Raw genomic sequence first — 19,334 nt, forward strand, 5'->3', positions numbered from 1 at the left:
TATCGTTTCCGGTTTTATGATATGTTTTACAACATTACCGTCGTAAGTTATAATTTATTTAACGAAAGCGAAAAAAGAGAGTAGCCTGCCAGCTACTCTCTCTCCAAACCTAATTGGTATCGTTTCCGGTTATGTTACTTTATTAATAATATGCAACAATTACCGTCGCTTTACCACGTTACGACGGTTTTTTGTTGCTTTCTTTTTTTATTGTTATTTTGCAGATATGTTAATACCTGAATTATAGTACTAATAATCTGCAAAAAGTCAGAAAGTGACAAAATCCAGTCCTCCCTTCTTTAGAAAGTTAATAGGAATAATGTAATACATACAAATCCCCTCCTTCCTAAAGAACCGGAAGACAACGCCTTAACATAGGTTTGCTCTTATAATTTTATTTGATTCACTAAAAGCAAACGAGCGTTTTCTTATTTTAAACTAAAGCTCAATTTCACCGGATTGTGATCCGCATAAGCGAATTGAGTATCGATGTTGTAGCTAACAGCTTGGACATTAGGCGAAACCAAGAAGCCATCAACGATGGTGGTATAGGTTACGCCTTTTTTGTATGGAATATCGCTACCGCGGCAGGTTGGCACATCATCCGCATTTTGTGCAGTAATCATTCTCATGCCACTATTTGCTAGGTCTTTTTGACTTAAGACAGCTAGCCAGTCGTGCTCTTTTTGCTCTGACTTAAAATGCGCAACATATTTGGCACCAAATGCATGGTTAAAGTCGCCACCGCAGATGACGTAGTTGCCTTTTTGAATTTCAGTTTTCATAACGTGATTGAGCAGGGCAAGTTGCTTTTTCTTAGATAAACCGCCCTTGTCATAAGCGGACATGTGGCTGTTAATTAAGACCAGCTCTTTGCCATTTTTGACAGGTAAGTGCATAACGTTGAAGCAACGGTCGGGGTCAACGAACTTTTCAATTAAGTTTGAGCTGACAAAGTATTTCCGGCGCTCGCTACTATCAATGTGGTATTTACTTAATGCCAAGATTCCACTCCGAGCAAAGCCATGGGGATTGTTCAGGGGCAAGGCAATATAAGCACTGTGGAAATTCTGGGCAAAGCTGCTACCCATATCATCGAAGGTGTTTTCCGCCATTTTAACCTGGTTAACGCCAAAAGAGCGAGTTGAATTAGTATCTATTTCTTGGAAAAAGGCAAAGTCGGGATTTTGCTTTTTGATTGTGGCAATTGCACCTTTAGTATCAGCTAGTTCACTCGCTTTTGAAACTGCGGTTCCGTATTTTCCTCGCGTTTTGGCCCCATTTTTCATTTCACCAGTATCCATGAAGAAACTGTACTTGGGATTATAAGCACCAAAGCCGACATTATAGGTGGTTAGAGTGTAAGTCTTATCTGTAGCTAGGGTTTTAGCTTGGTTATTTTTGATATGGATAACTTGGTGGTCAGGGATGCGGTAGTAATTAGCCTGCATGTAAATCGCATAGCCGAGTAAAGTGATAATAATGATTGCTAAAAGTCCTAGTAGACTTCGAATTGTATACTTAATTACTTTTTTCATAGTATTCTCCTCAATGGAGCTTATTATACCTATAAAGTTTCTTAGAAAAAAGTATTTGTGGCCATGTAATGGATATCATTACCACCTTCAGCTACATTATTGTTAAACTTAAACTAGAAAGAAATATATGGAAAGAAGGGGAAGAATATGGCTGAACAAACACATTTGGTAATTGACCAAGTTAAGAAAAGCTACCGCACTAAGGAAGTTCTTAAGGGCATTAGTTTTGATTGTAAACCTGGCCAAATTACTGGTTTAATCGGAAAGAACGGTTCTGGTAAAACTACTTTGTTTCACTCAATTTTACATTTCTTAGATTACGAAGGCAAAATCACACTCAACGGTCAGGTTTTTTCTAGTGCGGACTACAATATTGTTGGCTATTTGCCAGAAGAGCGAAGCTTGATGCCAAAACTGACAGTTTTAGAGCAAGTTCGCTATTTGGCTAGTCTTAAAGGAATGAGTAATAGCGATATTAAAGCTGCCTTGCCAGCTTGGATGGAGAAACTGCAAGTTGTTGGTAAGATGAGTGATAAGATTAAGTCTTTGTCTAAAGGAAACCAGCAGAAGATTCAAATGATTGCGACGATGATTCATCAACCTCAGATTTTGATTTTAGATGAACCATTTAGTGGACTTGATCCCGTTAATGTCGACTTGATGAAAGATATTATCTTAGACCAGGCTAAGCGTGGAGCTACGGTTATTTTTTCTGACCATAATATGGATAATGTTGAACGGCTCTGCGATAAGGTGGTTATGATTAATCATGGGCAATTGGTCTTAAATGGCACAATTCAAGAAATTAGAGATAGCTATCCAAAAGAATATCTCTATCTTAAAAAAGCTGGTTTAAACCGTGAGCAAGTGGCAAGCTTGCCAGGTTGTGAATCATTTGTGCAACGCCACGATGGAGTCTGGGCAATTAAGTTAACAGATGAAAAATATGGCCCAGAAATTTTTGACTTGTTATCACATGGAGAATATATTCAAACCTTCAGTCAAGAAGCACCAACTTTAGATCAAATATTTAAGATGGAGGCGGCAAAATGAAAAAGATTTGGTTAGTTACAAAAGAAACTTTTATTAGACAGACCAAAGGAATTACCTTTATTTTGTCAGTTCTAGCTCCAGTAATATTTATAGCAATTTTTTTTGGCGTTATCTTTATTAGCCAGAAGCTAAGTGGTAGTGATAATCAAGTTGATAATGCCATCGTTATTAGTAAAAATTATGCTCCCGTTGTCAAAGATATTAGTAACTTTGAAGTGAAATCTGAAGCTGCAGCTAAAAAAGCTTTAGCAGATGAGGACATTAAAGGATATGTCAAAGTCGATGTTTCAAAGTCTGGTCAAATCTCTGCTTCCTGGCTTGGAAAAGAAGCTATGGATAGTGAAGATAAGGCTAACTTAATGGCTAGCTTGCAAAAATTGCAACAAAGTCTTAACATCCAAGCAGCTGGTTTAACAGCGAAACAGCTGAAAACTTTAAATCAGGGTGTAAAATTTAGTGAAAAGATTAGCGAACATAATGGTTCAGCGAAAGAGGCTACTCAGGCAGATTTAACAGCTAAGCAAGCTAAGAGCATTGCTGCTAATGTCTTTATCTGGCTAACTTACTTTATTTTACTTACTTATATTTCTACGATGGCGCAAGAAATCGCCACTGAAAAAGGCTCTAAGATTATGGAAATTATCTTCTCCAGCATGCGTGGTGGGGATTACTTCGTTGGTAAAGTTTTAGGAGTTTTAGGAGTATTTTTACTTCATGTCTTGGCATATGTTGCTTTGCTAGGCGTTGCAGTTATTGCCGGGCCAAAAATTGAAATGTTTGCAAGCTTTTTCAGGAGTAATCAAGAACTAATTTCGCAAGTAATGAACAACCTTCTTAGCTGGAATTTGGTCTTATTACTACTTTCAGTGATATTATCAATTGTCATCGCAGCCTTTTGTGGTGCCTTAGCTAATAGAGTAGAAGATTTACAAAAAGTTCTTGCTCCAATCATGTATCTGGTAATTATTTCTTTGGTTGCAGCGCCAAGCTTGAGCAGAGGAGATAGCATGTTTGCTCAAGTAATTAGCTGTTTACCTTTATTTTCAGGTTTTATCTTGCCAGGCCGGATTGCAGAAGGTGTGTCTGGTACGCCAGAGTTAGTGATTGCAACGATAGTTTCAGTAGTAACTTTGGCACTAGCCATTTACTTTGTCAGAAAAGCTTATCCAAAGCTGATTTTGCAAACTGATGATGGCAGTATTATTAAGAAAATTAAGCGTTTAAGAGGATAGAAAAAGCTGGTCAAAATGACCAGCTTTTTTGCTACGGCCTACACATGCATATTGGTGGAACCGCTGTCAATAACATGGTATGCTAAGCGTGTAAGCGGTTAATTGGAGTTCATACATATGAGGTGAGAGTTATGAAATTTTAAAAAATAAAAAATAATTTTCAAGAAATCAAAAAACGTCAAAATTGGTCATTTAGGAAGACTTCTATCGGACTATGTTCAGTCTTACTTTCTACCACTTTAATTTGGGGAATTACCAATATCCAGCATAATTCTGCAGTTGTTAGAGCAGAAGAGTCTACAAGTAGTGGAGAATCACTATTTACCAGTAAGCAGAATATTCCCGGAGCCCAAATGGCAACTAGTTATGTGGGAATTAGTTCTGCCGATGGTTCAACACTTAATTTAAATGATGGAAGTGCAATTACAATTACCTATCCTAACTTAGATGGCACTTCTACCAAAACTGATTCACTTCCAATTAGTGGGCTAACTTTAAGTCCCTATGGCTCTAAGAACTTTACTTACTATATTTATAGTAAAGAAAGTCCTAGCAGAATTTTGGTGGATTTGAATTATAACATTACCCAAGGGACTAATACGGTAATTGTAGCTTCATATTCATCTAAATTAGGTAACGGGGTAAACTACAACAACTTCAAGGTTTACCAAGCTCCAGAATTAACTGAAGCAGCTAAGAAGGGGATTAGCATTAAACCTGGTGAAAGCTTACCTGATCCTTCAACCGTAATTGCCAACTATAATACAGTTAAAAAAGGAGCAATGAAAATAGAATGGCAGACCACTGATACCAAGACTCCAGGAGACAAGACTGCTCATTTGAATGTTATTTATAATGGTAGCGGTTCTTGGGGGATGCGCGGTGAAGGTGGTGCTACCTACACTAGAACTTTAGATGTCCCTCTATCTGTTTACTCAGCTAAAGAGCCTAAAGATAAAGTCCCAGTACCAAAAGCTGTTCAAGGTAAATTAACTGATGAATACAAAGAACAAATTAAGAAAAATGTTGAAGCAGTTAACCCTGGCGCAACTGTAACTGTTGATGATCAAGGTAATGCAGACGTAACTTCTGATGGCACTACTACCAAGATTCCAAGCGACAAGACTGTCAAAGATGTAGATAAATCTGCCCTTGATGCCGCAATTAAAGATGGCGACTCAACTAAGAGTAGCACCGACTACATTAACGCTGATAGTAGCAAGAAGAGTGCTTATGAACAAGCTTTAGTAGATGGTCAAAAGTTACTTGATAGTGATTCCGCAACTCAAGAAGAGATTGATGCTCAAGTAGCCAAAATTAAGGCTGCAAAAGACGCCCTTGATGGTAAGGCAACTGATAAGACAGATTTGGATGCTGCAATTAAGAAAGCAGAAGCTAAGAAAGGAGAAGACGATTATAACAACGCTTCAAATGATGCTAAGTCAAAGCTTGATTTAGCTATTCAGAAGGCAAAAGATGTTTTAAATGATGATGGTGCTACTCAAGAAGAAGTTAATAAGGCCATTAGCGAATTAAATGATGCGATTAGTGGATTAAGTGATAGCCAAGCTAAAAATATTCAAGAGCCTTCAAAAACACCGGTACCTGAAGCTTACCAAGGAAACTTAAATGATGAATATAAGGGTAAAGTAACGGATGCTGTTAAGAAGGCAAATGAAAATGCAGATTTAGTTGTTCCAGATGGTGAAGGTAATGTCAAAGTTACTTTCAAAGATGGGTCAACTGCAAGCTTAACTAAAGATCAAACGACCAAAGATGTTGATAAGAGTGCATTACAAACTGAAATTAATGGCTATGAAGCAACAAAGCAAACGCCACAATACTACAACGCAAGTTCTGAAAAGAAAAAGAACTACGATGATGCTAAAACTAATGGCGATACAATCAATGCAGATAAAACTGCTAGCCAAGACTTGGTTGATACTACCACTACTGCTATTATTAATGCCAAAAAAGCCCTTGATGGTAAGGCTACTGATAAACAAAAGTTGCAAGACCTATATGCAAGAGGTAACTCAACTAAAGAAAGCCAGGTCTACACTAATGGTTCTACTAATGGTAAATCAGCCCTTGATCAAGCTTTAACTGATGCCAAGGCAGTACTTGACAATCAAAATGCGACACAAGAACAAGTTGATACAGCAGCTAAGCAACTTCAAGATGCTCAAGATTTACTTTCAAAGAGCCAAGCATTTAATGCTAATGATCCAGAGAAAGTTTCAGTACCAAAGGCCTACTACCAAAAGAAATTAACTAGAAACTTAAAGAGTAAGGTTGAAGCTGAAATTAAAAACGCTAACCCAGATATGGTTGCTACAGTAACTGTCGATGATCCTGGGGATGCTAGTGTTGTTTTCAAAGATGGTTCCAAGAAGTTTTATGACAAAACTGTTACTACTAAAGAAGTTGATACCTCTGAATTGCAAGCTTTAATTGATGAACAGGAAACAATTCATAATTCTGGTAAGTACTTAAACGCTAGCGAAGGTACTCAATCCAATTATGACAATAAGCTTGGAGATGGGATGGATGGTCTAGCAAATCCAGCCTTAACTCAAGATCAAGCAGATACTTTAGCCAACGCTATTAAGATTGCTAAGCAAATGCTTGATGGGTATGAAACTGATAAGACGACTTTGAAGTCATTAATCGATGAGGCACCAAATTATAAGCAAACTGAACCTTACACTACTGCTTCTGATAAAGCTCGCGCTGCATATGATCAAGCTATTACTCAAGGTACTACCTTATACGGCACTAGCGGTTCTACTCAAACTGAAGTTAACAATATGGTTAAGATTATTGAAGACGCTAAGCGAGCTTTACAAGATAGTTCTGATGCTGCCGCAGCCAAGGTTAATAGCTCAGTCAAGAAGACTCCAGTTGGTGATAAAGATAACTTGAATGGCAGTGAAAAAGACAAGGTCAAAGCCGCAGTTAAAGAAGTGAACACCAGCTCTGATATTTCAGATGTGACTGTCAATGATGATGGTAGTGTTGACGTTAAATTTAGCGATGGCTCAAGGGCTAAAATTGATAGTAAATTTACCATTAAAGATACTGATAAGACCGCTTTAAAGAGTGCACTTGACGCCGAAGATTATGTCAAGACTGAACAAACCGTTAATTACAATGGTCAAGATATTAAGATTTATGAATCTGCAACCCAAGCTGCTCGTGACGAATATGACGCTGCCATCGAAGCTGGTAAAAGCGTTTATGGTAATGAAAAGGCAAGCCAAGACGAAATTGATGCCGTAACTAAGCGGATTAATGATGCGGTCAAGGGCTTGGCAAGTTCAGCAACTGATGCCCAAGTTAACTTCAACTATGGTTTCGGCCTAACTCCAGTAATTGACTTAGATAATGTATCAGAAACTGAAAAAGGGATTATTAAGTCTAAGATTGCTGAAGGAAATAAAGGTGACGATGGCCAAACTTTAGTTGATGTTGCTAATACTACAATCGATGCTCAAGGTAATGCTGAAGTGGCTATGAAAGATGGCTCAAAGGTTAAAGTTGATAAGAAGTTCACTGTTCGTGCAGTTGACAAGAGCGTTTTGCAAAAAGACATTGAGCATGCGGGTGAACTTCAAGGAAACACTGAGCAATATAATCGTGCAACTACTGCAGCTAAGACCGCCTTCCAAGCAGCATTAACTAAAGCTAATACTGCTAATGATAATCCAACTTCTCAAGAAGATGTTGATAAAGCTGCCAGTGAACTTGAACAAGCTATGAGTGACCTTATTAAGAGTATTAAGGCAGCTTCAAGTAAGGTTAAGGATCCTGCAACCAAGACCCCAGTTGGTCGCGGCCGTGATTTATATACTAAAGAAGATGACAATGAAAAGGGCAAGATTGAAGCAGCTGTCAAAGAAGCTAATTCAGATGCTACAGTCAGTGTTGATAATGAAGGTAATGCTACTGTAAGCTTGGCTGACGGTACGATTGTGGTAATCGATAAGTCTAAGACGACTAAAGACACTAACAAAGATGCTTTAAGGGATGCATTACAGACAGCAAATAATGAAAAAACAACTGGTGATACTTATAAGAATGCCTCAAAAGCTTCTCAAACAGCCTTTGATACTGCAATTACTAATGCTCAAGCAGTCTTTGATTCTGAAAAATCTAGCCAAAAAGAGATTGACGATGCTGCTAAGTCACTTCAAACTAGCTTCCAAAAGATGCTAACTGAAGTTGAAGGCGCAGCTTCTAAGCTTAATAAAGATGTAGAAAAGACCCCAGTTGGTGATAAAACTAGCGTAACTCCTGAAGAAAGCTCTAGCATTCATGATGAAGTTTTAGCTAAGAACCCAGAAACAATAGTTACTGTTAATACTGATGGTAGCGCTACGGTTCAATTTGGCGAAGACGGTCCAAAGGCGGTAATTTCAAATGATTACACCACTACTAGTGTTGATAAGAGTCAATTAAAGGCTAAATATAACGAAGCTAGTGAAATTAAAGATACTGACCAAGTCAACAATGCTTCAACGGATGCTAAGACCAAGTTTAAAGAAGCTTATAACCATGCTAAAGAAATTTTAGATAAAGCTACTGCTACTGCAGCTGAAGTAACAGATGCTAAGACTAAGTTAGATGAAGCCATGAGCAATTTGGCTAACAGTTTAGCTAGTCAAATGAAGAATCCTGAACAAGTCGCTGTGCCAAAGAGCATTCAAAGCAATATCACTGAAGAGTCTGGTTATGTAGCAAAGATTCAAACAGCTATTAAGACAGCAAATGAAGGTAAAATTGCTGAAAATGGTGTCACTGTTAACACTGATGGTAGCGCAACAGTAACCTTCACTGATGGCTCAATTGCAAAACTTACTTCAAGTCAAACTGTCAAAGACGTTGATAAATCTGCTTTAAATACTGCGGTTAATGATGCAGATAAGGTTAAAGCTACTGCTAAATACTACAACGCAGATTCTGCTTTGCAAGATGCTTATAATGAGCAAATCAAGAATGGCCAAGACATGCTTGCTCGCGATAGCGACAGTCAAGAAGAAATTGATGAGCAAGTAGATAAGATTAATAAGGCTAAAGATGCATTAAACGGAGTTGAAACTGATAAAGAACAACTTAGAACACTTTATGGAACTGTTCCAAGTGTTAAACAAGGTGACGATTATGCTAAAGCTTCAGCCAAAGCTAAGACTGACTTAGAAGCAGCAACTAATAAAGCTAAAGCCATCTTAGATAATGATTCAGCTAGTCAAAAAGATACTGATGCCGCTTATGCTGAATTAGATAAGGCAATTAAAGCTTTAGCAAATAGTCAAGCTGGTTCACTTGATCTTGCCAACATCACCCCAGTTGAAGTGCCAAAGAGTGCTCAAGCTAACTTAAGTGACGACTACAAGAGTCAAATTAAAGCTGCTGTTAAGAAAGCTGACGACAATGTCGACTTAGTTAAAGTTGATAATGAAGGTAATGCCACTGTAACCATGAAAGATGGCTCAACTATCAGCGTAGATAAGTCTAAGACCGTAACTGATGTTGATAAATCAGCTCTTCGTCCATTGGTAGAAGAAGCTGACACCATTAAAGCAAGTGCTAAATACTACAATGCCGACAGCGATTTGCAAACCGCTTACGACCAAGTAATTAATAGGGGTCAAGAAATTTTAACTAGCGATAGTGCAACTAAAGAAGATGTTGCTCAAGCAGTTAGCGATATCACGAAGGCTAAAGCAGCCTTAAATGGTGAAGAAACTAATAAAGAAGGTTTGCGGGCAACTTATGCTAATGCCACTGAATTAAAGGATGGCGATAGCTACAAGCTAGGTACTGCTGCAGCTAAAGAGGCCTTTGACAAGGCATATAGTGATGCTGATAACATTTTGAAGAAAGATAACGCAACTCAAAAAGAAGTTAACGATGCTAACGATGCCTTGCAAAAAGCTATGGCCGGCTTTGGCGATAGTGAAGCAAGTAAGATTGCAATGCCAGATAAGACAGTGGTTCCAAGTTACTATCAAGACAATTTGGAAGATTCAACTAATCCATATGCTCAAAAGATTATTGATGCTATCAAGGCTAAGAACCCAAAGGCTACTGATATTACCTTTAGCGGGGATGAAGCAGTAGTTAAGTTTGAAGATGGTTCACAAATTGGTGTGAAGAAGATTAACTTGATTAGTAATGTATCATTTGACGCTTTGAAGCCTTTAGTTGATGAAGCAAATGACGTGATGGAAAGCGTTAAATTTAAGAATGCTGATAAGCCATTACAAGATGCATACAAGACTGCTGTAAACGAGGGTAGTCAAGCTCTTGGCGATACTAAACTTGATCAAACTGAAGTTGATAACTTGGTAACTGAAATCACGAATGCCAAGACTGCATTAAACGGTGTTGAAGTAGATAAAAGTGGATTGGTAGATGCTATTACTAAGGCCGAGCAAGCTAAGACTACTGATAAATACACTTATGAAACTGATGCCAACAAGCAAGCATTTGATAAGGTTTTAGCCGATGCTAAAGCAGTAAATGCCAAGACAGATGCTAGTCAAACTGAAGTTAATACTGCTAAAGATGCTTTACTTGGTGCAATTGATAAATTGGCAGGAGAAAAGCCAGTTGAAAAAGCTGACAAGAGTGGATTGGTAGATGCTATTACTAAGGCCGAACAAGCTAAGACTACTGATAAATACACTTATGAAACCGATGCCAATAAGCAAGCATTTGATAAGATTTTAGCCGATGCTAAAGCAGTCAATACTAAGAGCGATGCTAGTCAAACTGAAGTTGACACTGCTAAAGATGCTTTACTTAGTGCAATTGATAAATTAGCAGGAGTAAAGCCAGCCCCAACCCCAGCCCCAACCCCAAGTCCAGTAGTTCCAACTACTCCATCTAAGCCAAGTGTTGATAAGAGCGGTTTATCTGACTTAGTCGATAAAGCTCCTGATACTCGCAAGGGTAACGACTACACTGGCGCAAATGAAAGTGCCCAAAAGGTATATGATGATGCAATCAAGGAAGGTCAAACAGTCCTTGATAATTCAAATGCTAGTCAAAATGATATTAATGAAGCCAAGACGGCAATTGAAACAGCTTTGACTAACTTGACTAATAATAGAAAGCCAGTTGAAGTTAAAGTTGCTCCAAAGCCAGAAGTTAAAGTAACTCCAACCAACTTGCCAAAACCAGCAAAGACAATCAAAGCACCTAAACCAGTAGCAATTCCGAATAAGAAGTTGCCACAAACTGGTGTTAAAGATGCAAGCCTTTTAGGTTTTGTTGGAATTGCAATTGCCGGATTAATTACATTATTTAGCTTTAATAAAAAGCATGAAAAATAAGCTGAATAGCTAGCAAGAATACTCAGGTGAAGTAATTCATCTGAGTATTTTTTTGGTAAAATGGACTTAATTAATTCAGGAGGTAAGTTAATGGATCGCAGTGAAAAAGTTGTCTTAACCAACATGTGCATGGTGTATGATGGTAGCAAAATTTTAGTAGAAAACCGCGTCAAAAAAGATTGGCCTGGGGTAACTTTTCCAGGAGGACATGTTGAACATGGCGAATCAATTGTGAATTCGACAGTTCGTGAAGTAAAAGAAGAAACTGGACTAGATATTAAAGATTTAAAAATTTGTGGCGTTAAACAATTTTTTGATGATGATATTCGGACAATTGTCTTTTTATTTAAAACAAATCATTTTGCTGGTAAATTACAATCTAGTCGTGAAGGCGAAGTTTTCTGGATTGAACGCAAGGATTTAGAAAATTATCAACTAGCTGATGGTTTTGCTAGCATGCTAGAAATTTTTGAAAATGACAATTTAAGCGAAAACTGTTGGTATTTAAAAGACGGTCAGTGGACTTATAAGAATGAATAAAGTTACTTATCCTGAATTCTCAGAACTAATCAACTACTATCAAACGCTTACTGGCGATGAGCTAATCATGAAGCAACAAAAACAACTGCTCAAAAGTTTGCGCTTAGCCAAAAAAGGAGATTATCAACATGCTTTAGCCGATTTACGAACTGAAGCGGAAAAGTTGTCTGAAAATTGGCTACTTCGAAAAAGTATCAAGCCTGATACAACTTTTAGTCAAAATATAAACTTATTGCGCCATAGTAGAATTAATCAAGATAGCATCAATACTTTATATGAAGTTAAAGCTGCTGGTAATAAGGCGGTCCATGAATTGGCAGCAACCAAGGCGGTTTGTCAAAAGTGTTTTTATGACTACTTTAAAGTTTTACGTGAATATGCCAAATTAACGACTAAACCAGCAAGATCATTTATATTAGAGAAAGTTTTATTAGCAATTTTGCTAGCTATTTTTATCTGGTTTTTATTGAAATGGGGCCAAGCTAGTTAATTGGGCAAAGATATTTCCCCTTTTATTATTTACGATATATTCAGATGCTAGTATAATTACATTAAGCTTTAAAGAGCTATATTGGGGAGGAAATATGTATGAATTTTAAAAAGATAGCTAGCTGCGCTGCAGTTATTGCAGGTCTTTTGGGAGTTAGTGCTGGAGTAACTCACGCTGCAGATACTACCAATCAAGGGATTCTTTCCGTTAAATATAATGGTAAAGGTGGAGTGGCTTTACTAGATTCAAATGGTCGCTACCAAAACCAATATGTTTATAATGGGTCAAGATGGCGATACTTTGCTAAAGCTACTATTAATGGCCGTGAAATGTATCGTTTAGGTACAGACCGTCAATGGATTCCTGCGGATTATAGTGATATTTCTGGTGCATCAGGGAGTAATCAAGCTCAAGCAACAGGAGCTTCACAAGCTAGTGGTGTTGTTTATGTAAATTATCAAGGCAAAGGCGGAGTTTGCTTACTTGATAGTAACGGCCACTACCAAAGTCAATATGTTTATAATGGGTCAAGTTGGCGCTATTTTGCCAAGGCAACTATTAATGGCCGTGAAATGTATCGTTTAGGTTCAGATCGTCAATGGTTGCCAGCAGATTACACTGCTGGATTCCAAAATCCAAATCCATACTACCAAGTTCAATATGAACAAATTAAGCCTTCAATTTATAGTCCTGGTTACACAATCGGCTATGGCTATGAAGGGATTAAGACTTGGTATGTAATGCGTAAGTTGGGTACTTTTAATGGTTATGCTAACTACAACTGGGCTACTGTTAACGCTGTTAAGAGATTCCAAGCTAGTCATGGATTACCTGTAACTGGTAAAGTTGACCTAAATACTTGGGTGAAATTAGGCTTTAATAAAGATGCTTGGTTTGCAATTGATAGTTACATTGCTCCACTTGGTGCAGGTAAAATGTCTTCAAGAGCTGATCACATTAATGCAATGATCAATCAAGCATATAAATACATGGGGAAGCCATACATTGTTGGTGCTTCATCTAACCCAGAATATGGTAATGACTGTTCTGGCTTAGTTTTACAAGCATTATATGCTGGTGGAATTAACCCAACTTCAATTTCTTCAACTCAACATGCATTTCCTGGTAATGAATGGAATTCACGTCGCTTATGGGCAGATTCAAGACTCAAGACTGTTCCTCTTTCACAAATTCAAAGAGGAGATTTAGTCTTCTACTACCAACCAGGTACTAGAACTATTTGGCACGTAGCACTCTATGTTGGTAATGGCCATGTTATTGAAAGCTGGCCACCAAAAGTTGGAGTTGGTGCATTAAGAGATAGAAACCGTTCAATTATTGCGGGTATTAAGCGACCATTTATTTAATAAAATATGATAAAAAGGCTCTCAATAGAGGGCCTTTTTTGCTCGAAATAATTGCTTTTATTTAGAAAAGATGGTATTCTTATCTAGTCGTATTAATCTATGGTCTGAAAGAATGACTATGGCAAAGGAGAATAGAAAACATGAAACAAGGAATTCATCCAGATTATCAACAAGTTGTTTTCATGGATTCAGCAACTGGTGCTAAGTTTTTAGCAGGTTCAACTTTAAATCCATCAGAAACAATTGAATTTGAAGGTAAGACTTATCCATTAGTACGTGTTGAAATTTCTTCAGATTCTCACCCATTCTACACTGGTAAGCAAAAGTTTGCTCAAGCAGATGGCCGAATCGAAAAATTCAACAAGAAGTACGGTCTTTCATCAAAGGAAAACAAATAATTGTATCATTGCAATTAAGCAGTCCTTACCGGACTGCTTTTTTCTTATGATACTGGGCTTAGTCCATATTATTTTTTAGTTATAGAGGTTTTTTAAGTATGAAAATGCAACTTGCGGAAATCGCTAAGGCGCTTAATACAACAATTGAAGGTCAAGATAATCCAGTCATTTGTTCTGTAACGTTTGACTCAAGAAAGATTGATGAAAATGCTTTATTTGTTCCTTTAAAAGGGGAACGTGATGGCCACGATTTTATTAATTCAGCAATTGAAAATGGGGCAGTTGCTGCTTTATGGGAAAAGGGTCATGATAATAAGCCCGAAAACTTCCCTGTAGTTGAAGTCGAAGATACGCTTCTTGCAATGCAAGCGCTAGCTAAGTATTACCTTAATAAGGTAAATCCTACTGTTGTTGGTATTACCGGTTCAAATGGTAAGACTACTACCAAGGATATGTGCGCTGCAGTTCTTGCCAAGCGTTTTAACGTGCATAAAACGCAAGCCAATTTTAATAATGAAATTGGTGTTCCAATGACAATCTTAGAAATGAAGCCAACAACTGAAATTTTAGTGCTTGAAATGGGGATGGATCGTGCGGGCCAATTGCACCATTTGAGTGAATTAGTTCGTCCAGATGTTTGTGTAATTACTATGATAGGTGAAGCACACATCGAATTCTTTGGCACTAGAGACAAAATTGCAGATGCCAAGATGGAAATTACTGATTTCTTAAAAGAAGATGGAGTCTTAATCTACAATGGCGATGAACCACTTCTAACTGAAAGAGCAGCTAAATTAGCTCAAAGTAAGACTACTTTCGGTTTTAAGAGTGATGATACTATTTATGCAACTGAATTTAGAAGTTATATGCACCATGCATCTTTTGTAACTAATTCTTCTGATCAAAAATTCTCAATCCCAATGATTGGTAAGCACAACGTTTCTAATGCATTAGCTGCCATTAGTGTGGGCCATCACTTTGGTGAAACTGATGATGAAATTGCTTCAAGTTTATCTGAATTTGTACCAACTGCTAATCGGATGCAATGGCGCAAAGGTGATGTTGGTGAAGATATTATGGATGATATCTATAACTCTAACCCAACCGCTGCTAAGGCTGTATTAACTAGTTTTGGTCAAGTTGAAGTTAAAGAAGGTGGCAGAAGAATTGCTGTTTTGGGTGATATGCTTGAATTAGGTGAAGCTAGCCCTAAACTTCATGCTTCTCTTGCTTCTAAGCTTGATCCATTAGTAATTAACGAAGTTTACTTATATGGACCTGAAATGAAGAACTTAAAAGAAGCAATCCAGGATAAATACGACGCTAAGAATTTGCATTACTATGAACAAGATCAGATGCCAAGAATGATTTCTGATTTACTATCAGATATTCACGAAAATGACATTGTGATGCTTAAAGCTTCTCATGGAATGCATTTAGACAAAGTTTTAGACAGATTACTTTAGGAGAATTTCGTGAAGTTTACAGAATTAGGCTTAAATGATGCTTTATTAAAAGCAATTAAACGTAGTGGGTTTGAAGAGGCAACACCAATTCAGGAAAAGACTATTCCTTTAGCCCTTGCAGGTAAGGATGTCATCGGCCAAGCACAAACTGGGACTGGTAAAACAGCTGCCTTTGGTTTACCCATTTTACAGAAAATTGAAAAGGGTCATGACCATATTCAAGCTTTAGTAATTGAACCAACTAGAGAATTAGCTATTCAAACCCAAGAAGAACTTTACCGCTTAGGTCGAGATGAGAGAGCGAGAGTTCAAGTGGTATATGGCGGGGCTGATATTGGCCGTCAAATTAAAGCTTTGAAGCAAACACCAGCAATTTTAGTGGGTACTCCAGGTCGAATTTTGGACCACTTAAAGCGTAAAACAGTAAAATTAGACCAAATTAAGACAGTGGTTTTGGATGAAGCTGATGAAATGCTTGATATGGGCTTCATTAAGGATATTGAAAGTATCTTAACTTACGCTAAGAATCGTGAACATACCTTACTTTTTAGTGCAACAATGCCCAAGCCTATCTTAAGTATTGGGGAAAAATTTATGCATGATCCTGAAATCGTGCAAATTAAGTCTAAAGAATTAACTGCTGACTTAATTGACCAATACTTTGTTAGAGCAAAAGAATTTGAAAAATTCGATATTATGTGTCGTTTGATTGATGTTCAAGCACCAGATTTAGCAGTGGTCTTTGGTCGAACTAAGCGCAGAGTTGATGAGTTAACTCGTGGCTTGGTTGCACGTGGCTACAATGCTGCAGGTATTCATGGTGATTTATCACAAGCCAAGCGAATGAGCGTTTTACGCCGCTTTAAGGAAGGTAAACTTGATATTTTAGTCGCAACAGACGTTGCAGCTCGTGGACTTGATATCTCAGGGGTAACACACGTTTATAACTATGATATTCCACAAGATCCTGACTCATATGTTCATCGCATCGGTAGAACTGGTCGTGCGGGCAAGAATGGTATCTCAGTTACTTTCGTGACGCCAAATGAAATTGGTTATATGAGAACCATTGAAAACTTAACCAAGAAAAAGATGTCACCACTTCGGCCACCAACAGATGACCAAGCTTTACAAGGACAACTTGCAGCTGCTCATAAGCAAATTGAAGACTTAATGCGTGGTGATTTAACTAAGTACACTGAATCAGCAAGTGAACTTTTAGATAACTATTCAGCTGTTGACTTAGTTGCGGCATTTTTGAAGAACCTTTCAAAAGATTCCGAAGAAATTAAAGTTAAGATTACCCCTGAAAAGCCATTACCATACAAGGGTAATAACCGCCGTCGTCATCACTCAAGTCGCAATTTTAAGCATGGAGATCGTAATGAACGTTATCGTCGTCGCGATAATTCTCGTCGTTCAGAACGACACCATGATTTCGTAATCAAGAAAAAGAAAAATCGTGATAAATAGTTAAAAAACTGACTTTGATACTGCATCAAGGTCAGTTTTTTGTATAATAGTAACAAAGAAGGTGGCAAAATGCTTCGAGGAATTGGGACTGATATTACCCACTTAAGTCGATTTACCAAAATGACAAATCAAGTCTCATTTGCAAAAAAAGTTTTGACAAAAAAAGAATTTGATATCTATCAAAAACTTTCTGGAAGAAGACAAGTAGAATTTTTAGCTGGCCGCTTTTCAGTTAAGGAGTCTTTTGCCAAAGCTTGGGGTACGGGCTTAGGCAAAGTTAAATTTCAAGATGTTGAAACCTTACCTGCAGCAAATGGCAGGCCCATAACTACAAGCACTTTGTATCATGGTAAAATTTTAGTAAGTATAAGTCATGATTTAGATACTTGTGTCACCTTTGTAGTATTGGAGGATTTTGATGGTACCAGCAATTCATCGGCCCGCTGAAGTGAAGGTTAATTTGCGAGCAATCAAAGATAATTTAAAAGCTGAATTAGCACATTTAAAACCAGGTCAAAAGTTATTTGCAGTTGTAAAGGCTAATGCTTATGGTCATGGAGCAGTTAAAGTGGCAAAGCTAGCTGCAAGATCTGGGGCAAGTGGCTTTTGTGTTGCAACACTTGATGAAGCAATTGAGTTACGTGATGCCAGTATTGTTGAACCAATCTTGGTATTAGGAATTACCCCAGCCAATGAAGCTCCACTTGCAGCCGCTCACAACATTTCTTTAGCTGCGCCTAGCCTTGAGTGGCTTGAATCTGCCCAAAAAGCCTTAGCGAATAAAAATCAAGTATTGAAGATTCATTTAGCAATTGACTCTGGAATGGGAAGAATCGGTTTTAGTGAAGATCATGAATTCATTGTTGCTAATAAGTTATTAAAAGATAACCCTAATTTCTTCGTTGAAGGGATGTTTGCACACTTTGCTAGTGCAGACAGTAGCGATGAAAGTTACTTTAACTACCAAGTGAAGCGATTCAATCACTTGAAAGAACTACTAACAGTTAAGCCTAAGTGGATTCACATTGCTAATACTGCTGCTAGTATCTTTGATAAGGATATTAAGTCAGATATAGTTCGCTTCGGGATTGGCTTATATGGTTTAAATCCTTCATCTAACCCAGATTCAGCAGATTTAGCTAGTCATATTGAACTAAAGCCAGCTTTAAGTGTAGAAAGTGAATTATCTTTTGTTAAGCAAATTCATGCAGGTTATGGTGTAGGATATGGTTCAGAATTTGTTGCTGATGGGGACCAATGGATTGGAACTGTTCCAGTAGGTTATGCTGATGGGATTATTCGTGCTTTATCAGGCTTTAAAGTTAAAGTTGGATCAGACTTTTGTCCGATTGTTGGGCGCATTTGTATGGACCAATTTATGGTGCTTTTGCCAGAGAAAAAGCCAGTTGGTACTAAAGTAGTTATTTATTCTGATCAAGAAGCAGATCCTAACTTTATTAAAAGGGCAGCTGATTATACTAACACGATTCACTATGAATTAGCTTGTCTTTTAAGTGATCGTTTGCCTAGAACTTATCATGAATAAACAAAAATTTTTATGTAGTAAAAAGGCCACCTAATTATTGATTAGGTGGTCTTTTAGTTAATATAAATCTTAGAAGTTGAATTGATCTGGATCTTCGTCTTTTCTAATAGTAGTTCCAGTCTTAAGATCTTCAATTTCAGCTACTACAAAGCCTTTACGTTCAAGCTTGTTAACAATAGCCTTTAAAGTGTCTTCGCTAACACCATTTGGTAAAGTGAATAAAGTCCGGCGAACATAGTCGGCAGTCCCTAGATTACCATCAAGTGTCAAAACTGAAGACAAGTTAGTGTATTTAGAAATAATCTTGGTCATCTTGATTAAGTTGCCGCGATCATTATCAGATAAAACAGTTAAGACATAGGAACTAGAATCTAAGTTCCATGCGTCACTTAACATTGAAAGCAAACGGTTGTGAGTCAAAATACCATAGAATTTGTTATCTTCATCTAAAACAGTGATGTAAGGTAAGTCTTTAATAGTAAAGAAGACTTTGAAAAATGGTGAATCAACCTTAATAGTTTTAGTTGCATTCTTAAGTAAGTGAGTAACTGGTAAAGACATATCGCCACCTTGTGACTTGTGACGGTAAATGTGCATCTTGTAGATATTACCTCTAAAAATGGTACCGCTGTCATCTAAGATTGGAACACACCGGTAACCAGAATCTTCAAGAACTTTAAGTGCTTCTTCTAAAGTAGCCTTTTCATTGACTGTAGTTAGGTAATCTTTTTTGTAAACTAAAGACTTAATCAGCATGAGGTTTCCTCCATAGTAAATATTTTAAGATAATTATATCACAACCAAATTAATTAAATAAAAATTAAAGCTTGAGATTTGCTTAAATTCTTAAATAAGCTTCCCTTTAGAAAAGCCAGCTGCTTTGTGCTAGAA

General features: G+C 37.5%; 13 protein-coding genes and 1 pseudogene. 12 read left to right on the forward strand and 2 right to left on the reverse strand.

What is annotated here, in order from left to right; translation table 11 throughout:
• Positions 1–428: 428 nt before the first annotated feature.
• Positions 429–1,538 (reverse strand): endonuclease/exonuclease/phosphatase family protein, encoded by a 1,110-nt coding sequence (locus tag H628_RS0106200; RefSeq protein WP_027825682.1) that lies wholly within the window; start codon positions 1,536–1,538, stop codon positions 429–431.
• A 147-nt stretch (positions 1,539–1,685) separates the two neighbouring features.
• Here H628_RS0106200 and H628_RS0106205 point away from each other — a divergent pair, with 147 nt between their 5' ends.
• From H628_RS0106205 to alr, 12 genes and pseudogenes are all read left to right on the forward strand, one after another.
• Entirely contained in the window at positions 1,686–2,591 is a 906-nt protein-coding gene (locus H628_RS0106205; protein ID WP_027825683.1) for an ABC transporter ATP-binding protein, read from the forward strand.
• The gene (locus H628_RS0106210; protein WP_027825684.1) at positions 2,588–3,823 is read left to right on the forward strand and encodes an ABC transporter permease; all 1,236 of its coding nucleotides are present in this window, start codon (positions 2,588–2,590) and stop codon (positions 3,821–3,823) included. Before H628_RS0106205 ends, H628_RS0106210 begins: the two co-directional genes overlap by 4 nt.
• A gap of 167 nt (positions 3,824–3,990) precedes the next feature.
• A pseudogene (locus tag H628_RS08055) lies at positions 3,991–4,071 on the forward strand (YSIRK-type signal peptide-containing protein); the annotation flags it as partial.
• Positions 4,072–4,176: 105 nt separating this feature from the next.
• On the forward strand, positions 4,177–11,163 hold the full coding sequence (locus H628_RS0106215) for a MiiA motif-containing surface protein (RefSeq protein WP_027825685.1): 6,987 nt from the start codon (positions 4,177–4,179) through the stop codon (positions 11,161–11,163).
• Positions 11,164–11,253: 90 nt separating this feature from the next.
• Positions 11,254–11,703, forward strand: a complete 450-nt coding sequence (locus H628_RS0106220) for an 8-oxo-dGTP diphosphatase (RefSeq protein ID WP_027825686.1) — start codon at positions 11,254–11,256, stop codon at positions 11,701–11,703.
• Positions 11,696–12,193 carry a DUF4145 domain-containing protein gene (locus H628_RS0106225; protein WP_027825687.1) on the forward strand — a complete coding sequence of 166 codons (498 nt, stop codon included), beginning with the start codon at positions 11,696–11,698 and terminating at the stop codon, positions 12,191–12,193. The genes H628_RS0106220 and H628_RS0106225 overlap by 8 nt, the downstream gene beginning before the upstream one ends.
• Positions 12,194–12,291: 98 nt before the next feature.
• Positions 12,292–13,560, forward strand: a complete 1,269-nt coding sequence (locus tag H628_RS0106230; protein WP_081662461.1) for a C40 family peptidase — start codon at positions 12,292–12,294, stop codon at positions 13,558–13,560.
• A 140-nt stretch (positions 13,561–13,700) separates the two neighbouring features.
• Positions 13,701–13,958 (forward strand): type B 50S ribosomal protein L31, encoded by a 258-nt coding sequence (locus H628_RS0106235; RefSeq protein ID WP_006585238.1) that lies wholly within the window; start codon positions 13,701–13,703, stop codon positions 13,956–13,958.
• A gap of 98 nt (positions 13,959–14,056) precedes the next feature.
• A complete protein-coding gene (locus H628_RS0106240) occupies positions 14,057–15,424 on the forward strand; it encodes a UDP-N-acetylmuramoyl-tripeptide--D-alanyl-D-alanine ligase (RefSeq protein ID WP_027825689.1) in 1,368 nt (455 codons plus the stop codon).
• Positions 15,425–15,433: 9 nt separating this feature from the next.
• Positions 15,434–16,897 (forward strand): degradosome RNA helicase CshA, encoded by a 1,464-nt coding sequence (gene cshA, locus H628_RS0106245; RefSeq protein ID WP_027825690.1) that lies wholly within the window; start codon positions 15,434–15,436, stop codon positions 16,895–16,897.
• Positions 16,898–16,966: 69 nt separating this feature from the next.
• Entirely contained in the window at positions 16,967–17,344 is a 378-nt protein-coding gene (gene acpS, locus H628_RS0106250; protein WP_027825691.1) for a holo-ACP synthase, read from the forward strand.
• Positions 17,316–18,443 carry an alanine racemase gene (alr, locus tag H628_RS0106255; protein ID WP_027825692.1) on the forward strand — a complete coding sequence of 376 codons (1,128 nt, stop codon included), beginning with the start codon at positions 17,316–17,318 and terminating at the stop codon, positions 18,441–18,443. The genes acpS and alr overlap by 29 nt, the downstream gene beginning before the upstream one ends.
• Before the next feature lie 69 nt (positions 18,444–18,512).
• Here alr and cbpA read toward each other — a convergent pair whose 3' ends face one another.
• Positions 18,513–19,199 (reverse strand): cyclic di-AMP binding protein CbpA, encoded by a 687-nt coding sequence (gene cbpA, locus H628_RS0106260; protein WP_027825693.1) that lies wholly within the window; start codon positions 19,197–19,199, stop codon positions 18,513–18,515.
• Positions 19,200–19,334: the final 135 nt, after the last annotated feature.

This window comes from Lactobacillus psittaci DSM 15354 (genome assembly GCF_000425905.1).
GTDB classification, from domain to species: domain Bacteria; phylum Bacillota; class Bacilli; order Lactobacillales; family Lactobacillaceae; genus Lactobacillus; species Lactobacillus psittaci.

Excerpts from the sequence above, each read along its gene's own strand:
- H628_RS0106200 (WP_027825682.1), bottom strand. The coding sequence starts at position 1,538 with ATGAAAAAAGTAATTAAGTATACAATTCGAAGTCTACTAGGACTTTTA.
- H628_RS0106205 (WP_027825683.1), top strand. The coding sequence starts at position 1,686 with ATGGCTGAACAAACACATTTGGTAATTGACCAAGTTAAGAAAAGCTAC.
- H628_RS0106210 (WP_027825684.1), top strand. The coding sequence starts at position 2,588 with ATGAAAAAGATTTGGTTAGTTACAAAAGAAACTTTTATTAGACAGACC.
- H628_RS0106215 (WP_027825685.1), top strand. The coding sequence starts at position 4,177 with ATGGCAACTAGTTATGTGGGAATTAGTTCTGCCGATGGTTCAACACTT.
- H628_RS0106220 (WP_027825686.1), top strand. The coding sequence starts at position 11,254 with ATGGATCGCAGTGAAAAAGTTGTCTTAACCAACATGTGCATGGTGTAT.
- H628_RS0106225 (WP_027825687.1), top strand. The coding sequence starts at position 11,696 with ATGAATAAAGTTACTTATCCTGAATTCTCAGAACTAATCAACTACTAT.
- H628_RS0106230 (WP_081662461.1), top strand. The coding sequence starts at position 12,292 with ATGAATTTTAAAAAGATAGCTAGCTGCGCTGCAGTTATTGCAGGTCTT.
- H628_RS0106235 (WP_006585238.1), top strand. The coding sequence starts at position 13,701 with ATGAAACAAGGAATTCATCCAGATTATCAACAAGTTGTTTTCATGGAT.
- H628_RS0106240 (WP_027825689.1), top strand. The coding sequence starts at position 14,057 with ATGAAAATGCAACTTGCGGAAATCGCTAAGGCGCTTAATACAACAATT.
- acpS (WP_027825691.1), top strand. The coding sequence starts at position 16,967 with ATGCTTCGAGGAATTGGGACTGATATTACCCACTTAAGTCGATTTACC.
- alr (WP_027825692.1), top strand. The coding sequence starts at position 17,316 with ATGGTACCAGCAATTCATCGGCCCGCTGAAGTGAAGGTTAATTTGCGA.
- cbpA (WP_027825693.1), bottom strand. The coding sequence starts at position 19,199 with ATGCTGATTAAGTCTTTAGTTTACAAAAAAGATTACCTAACTACAGTC.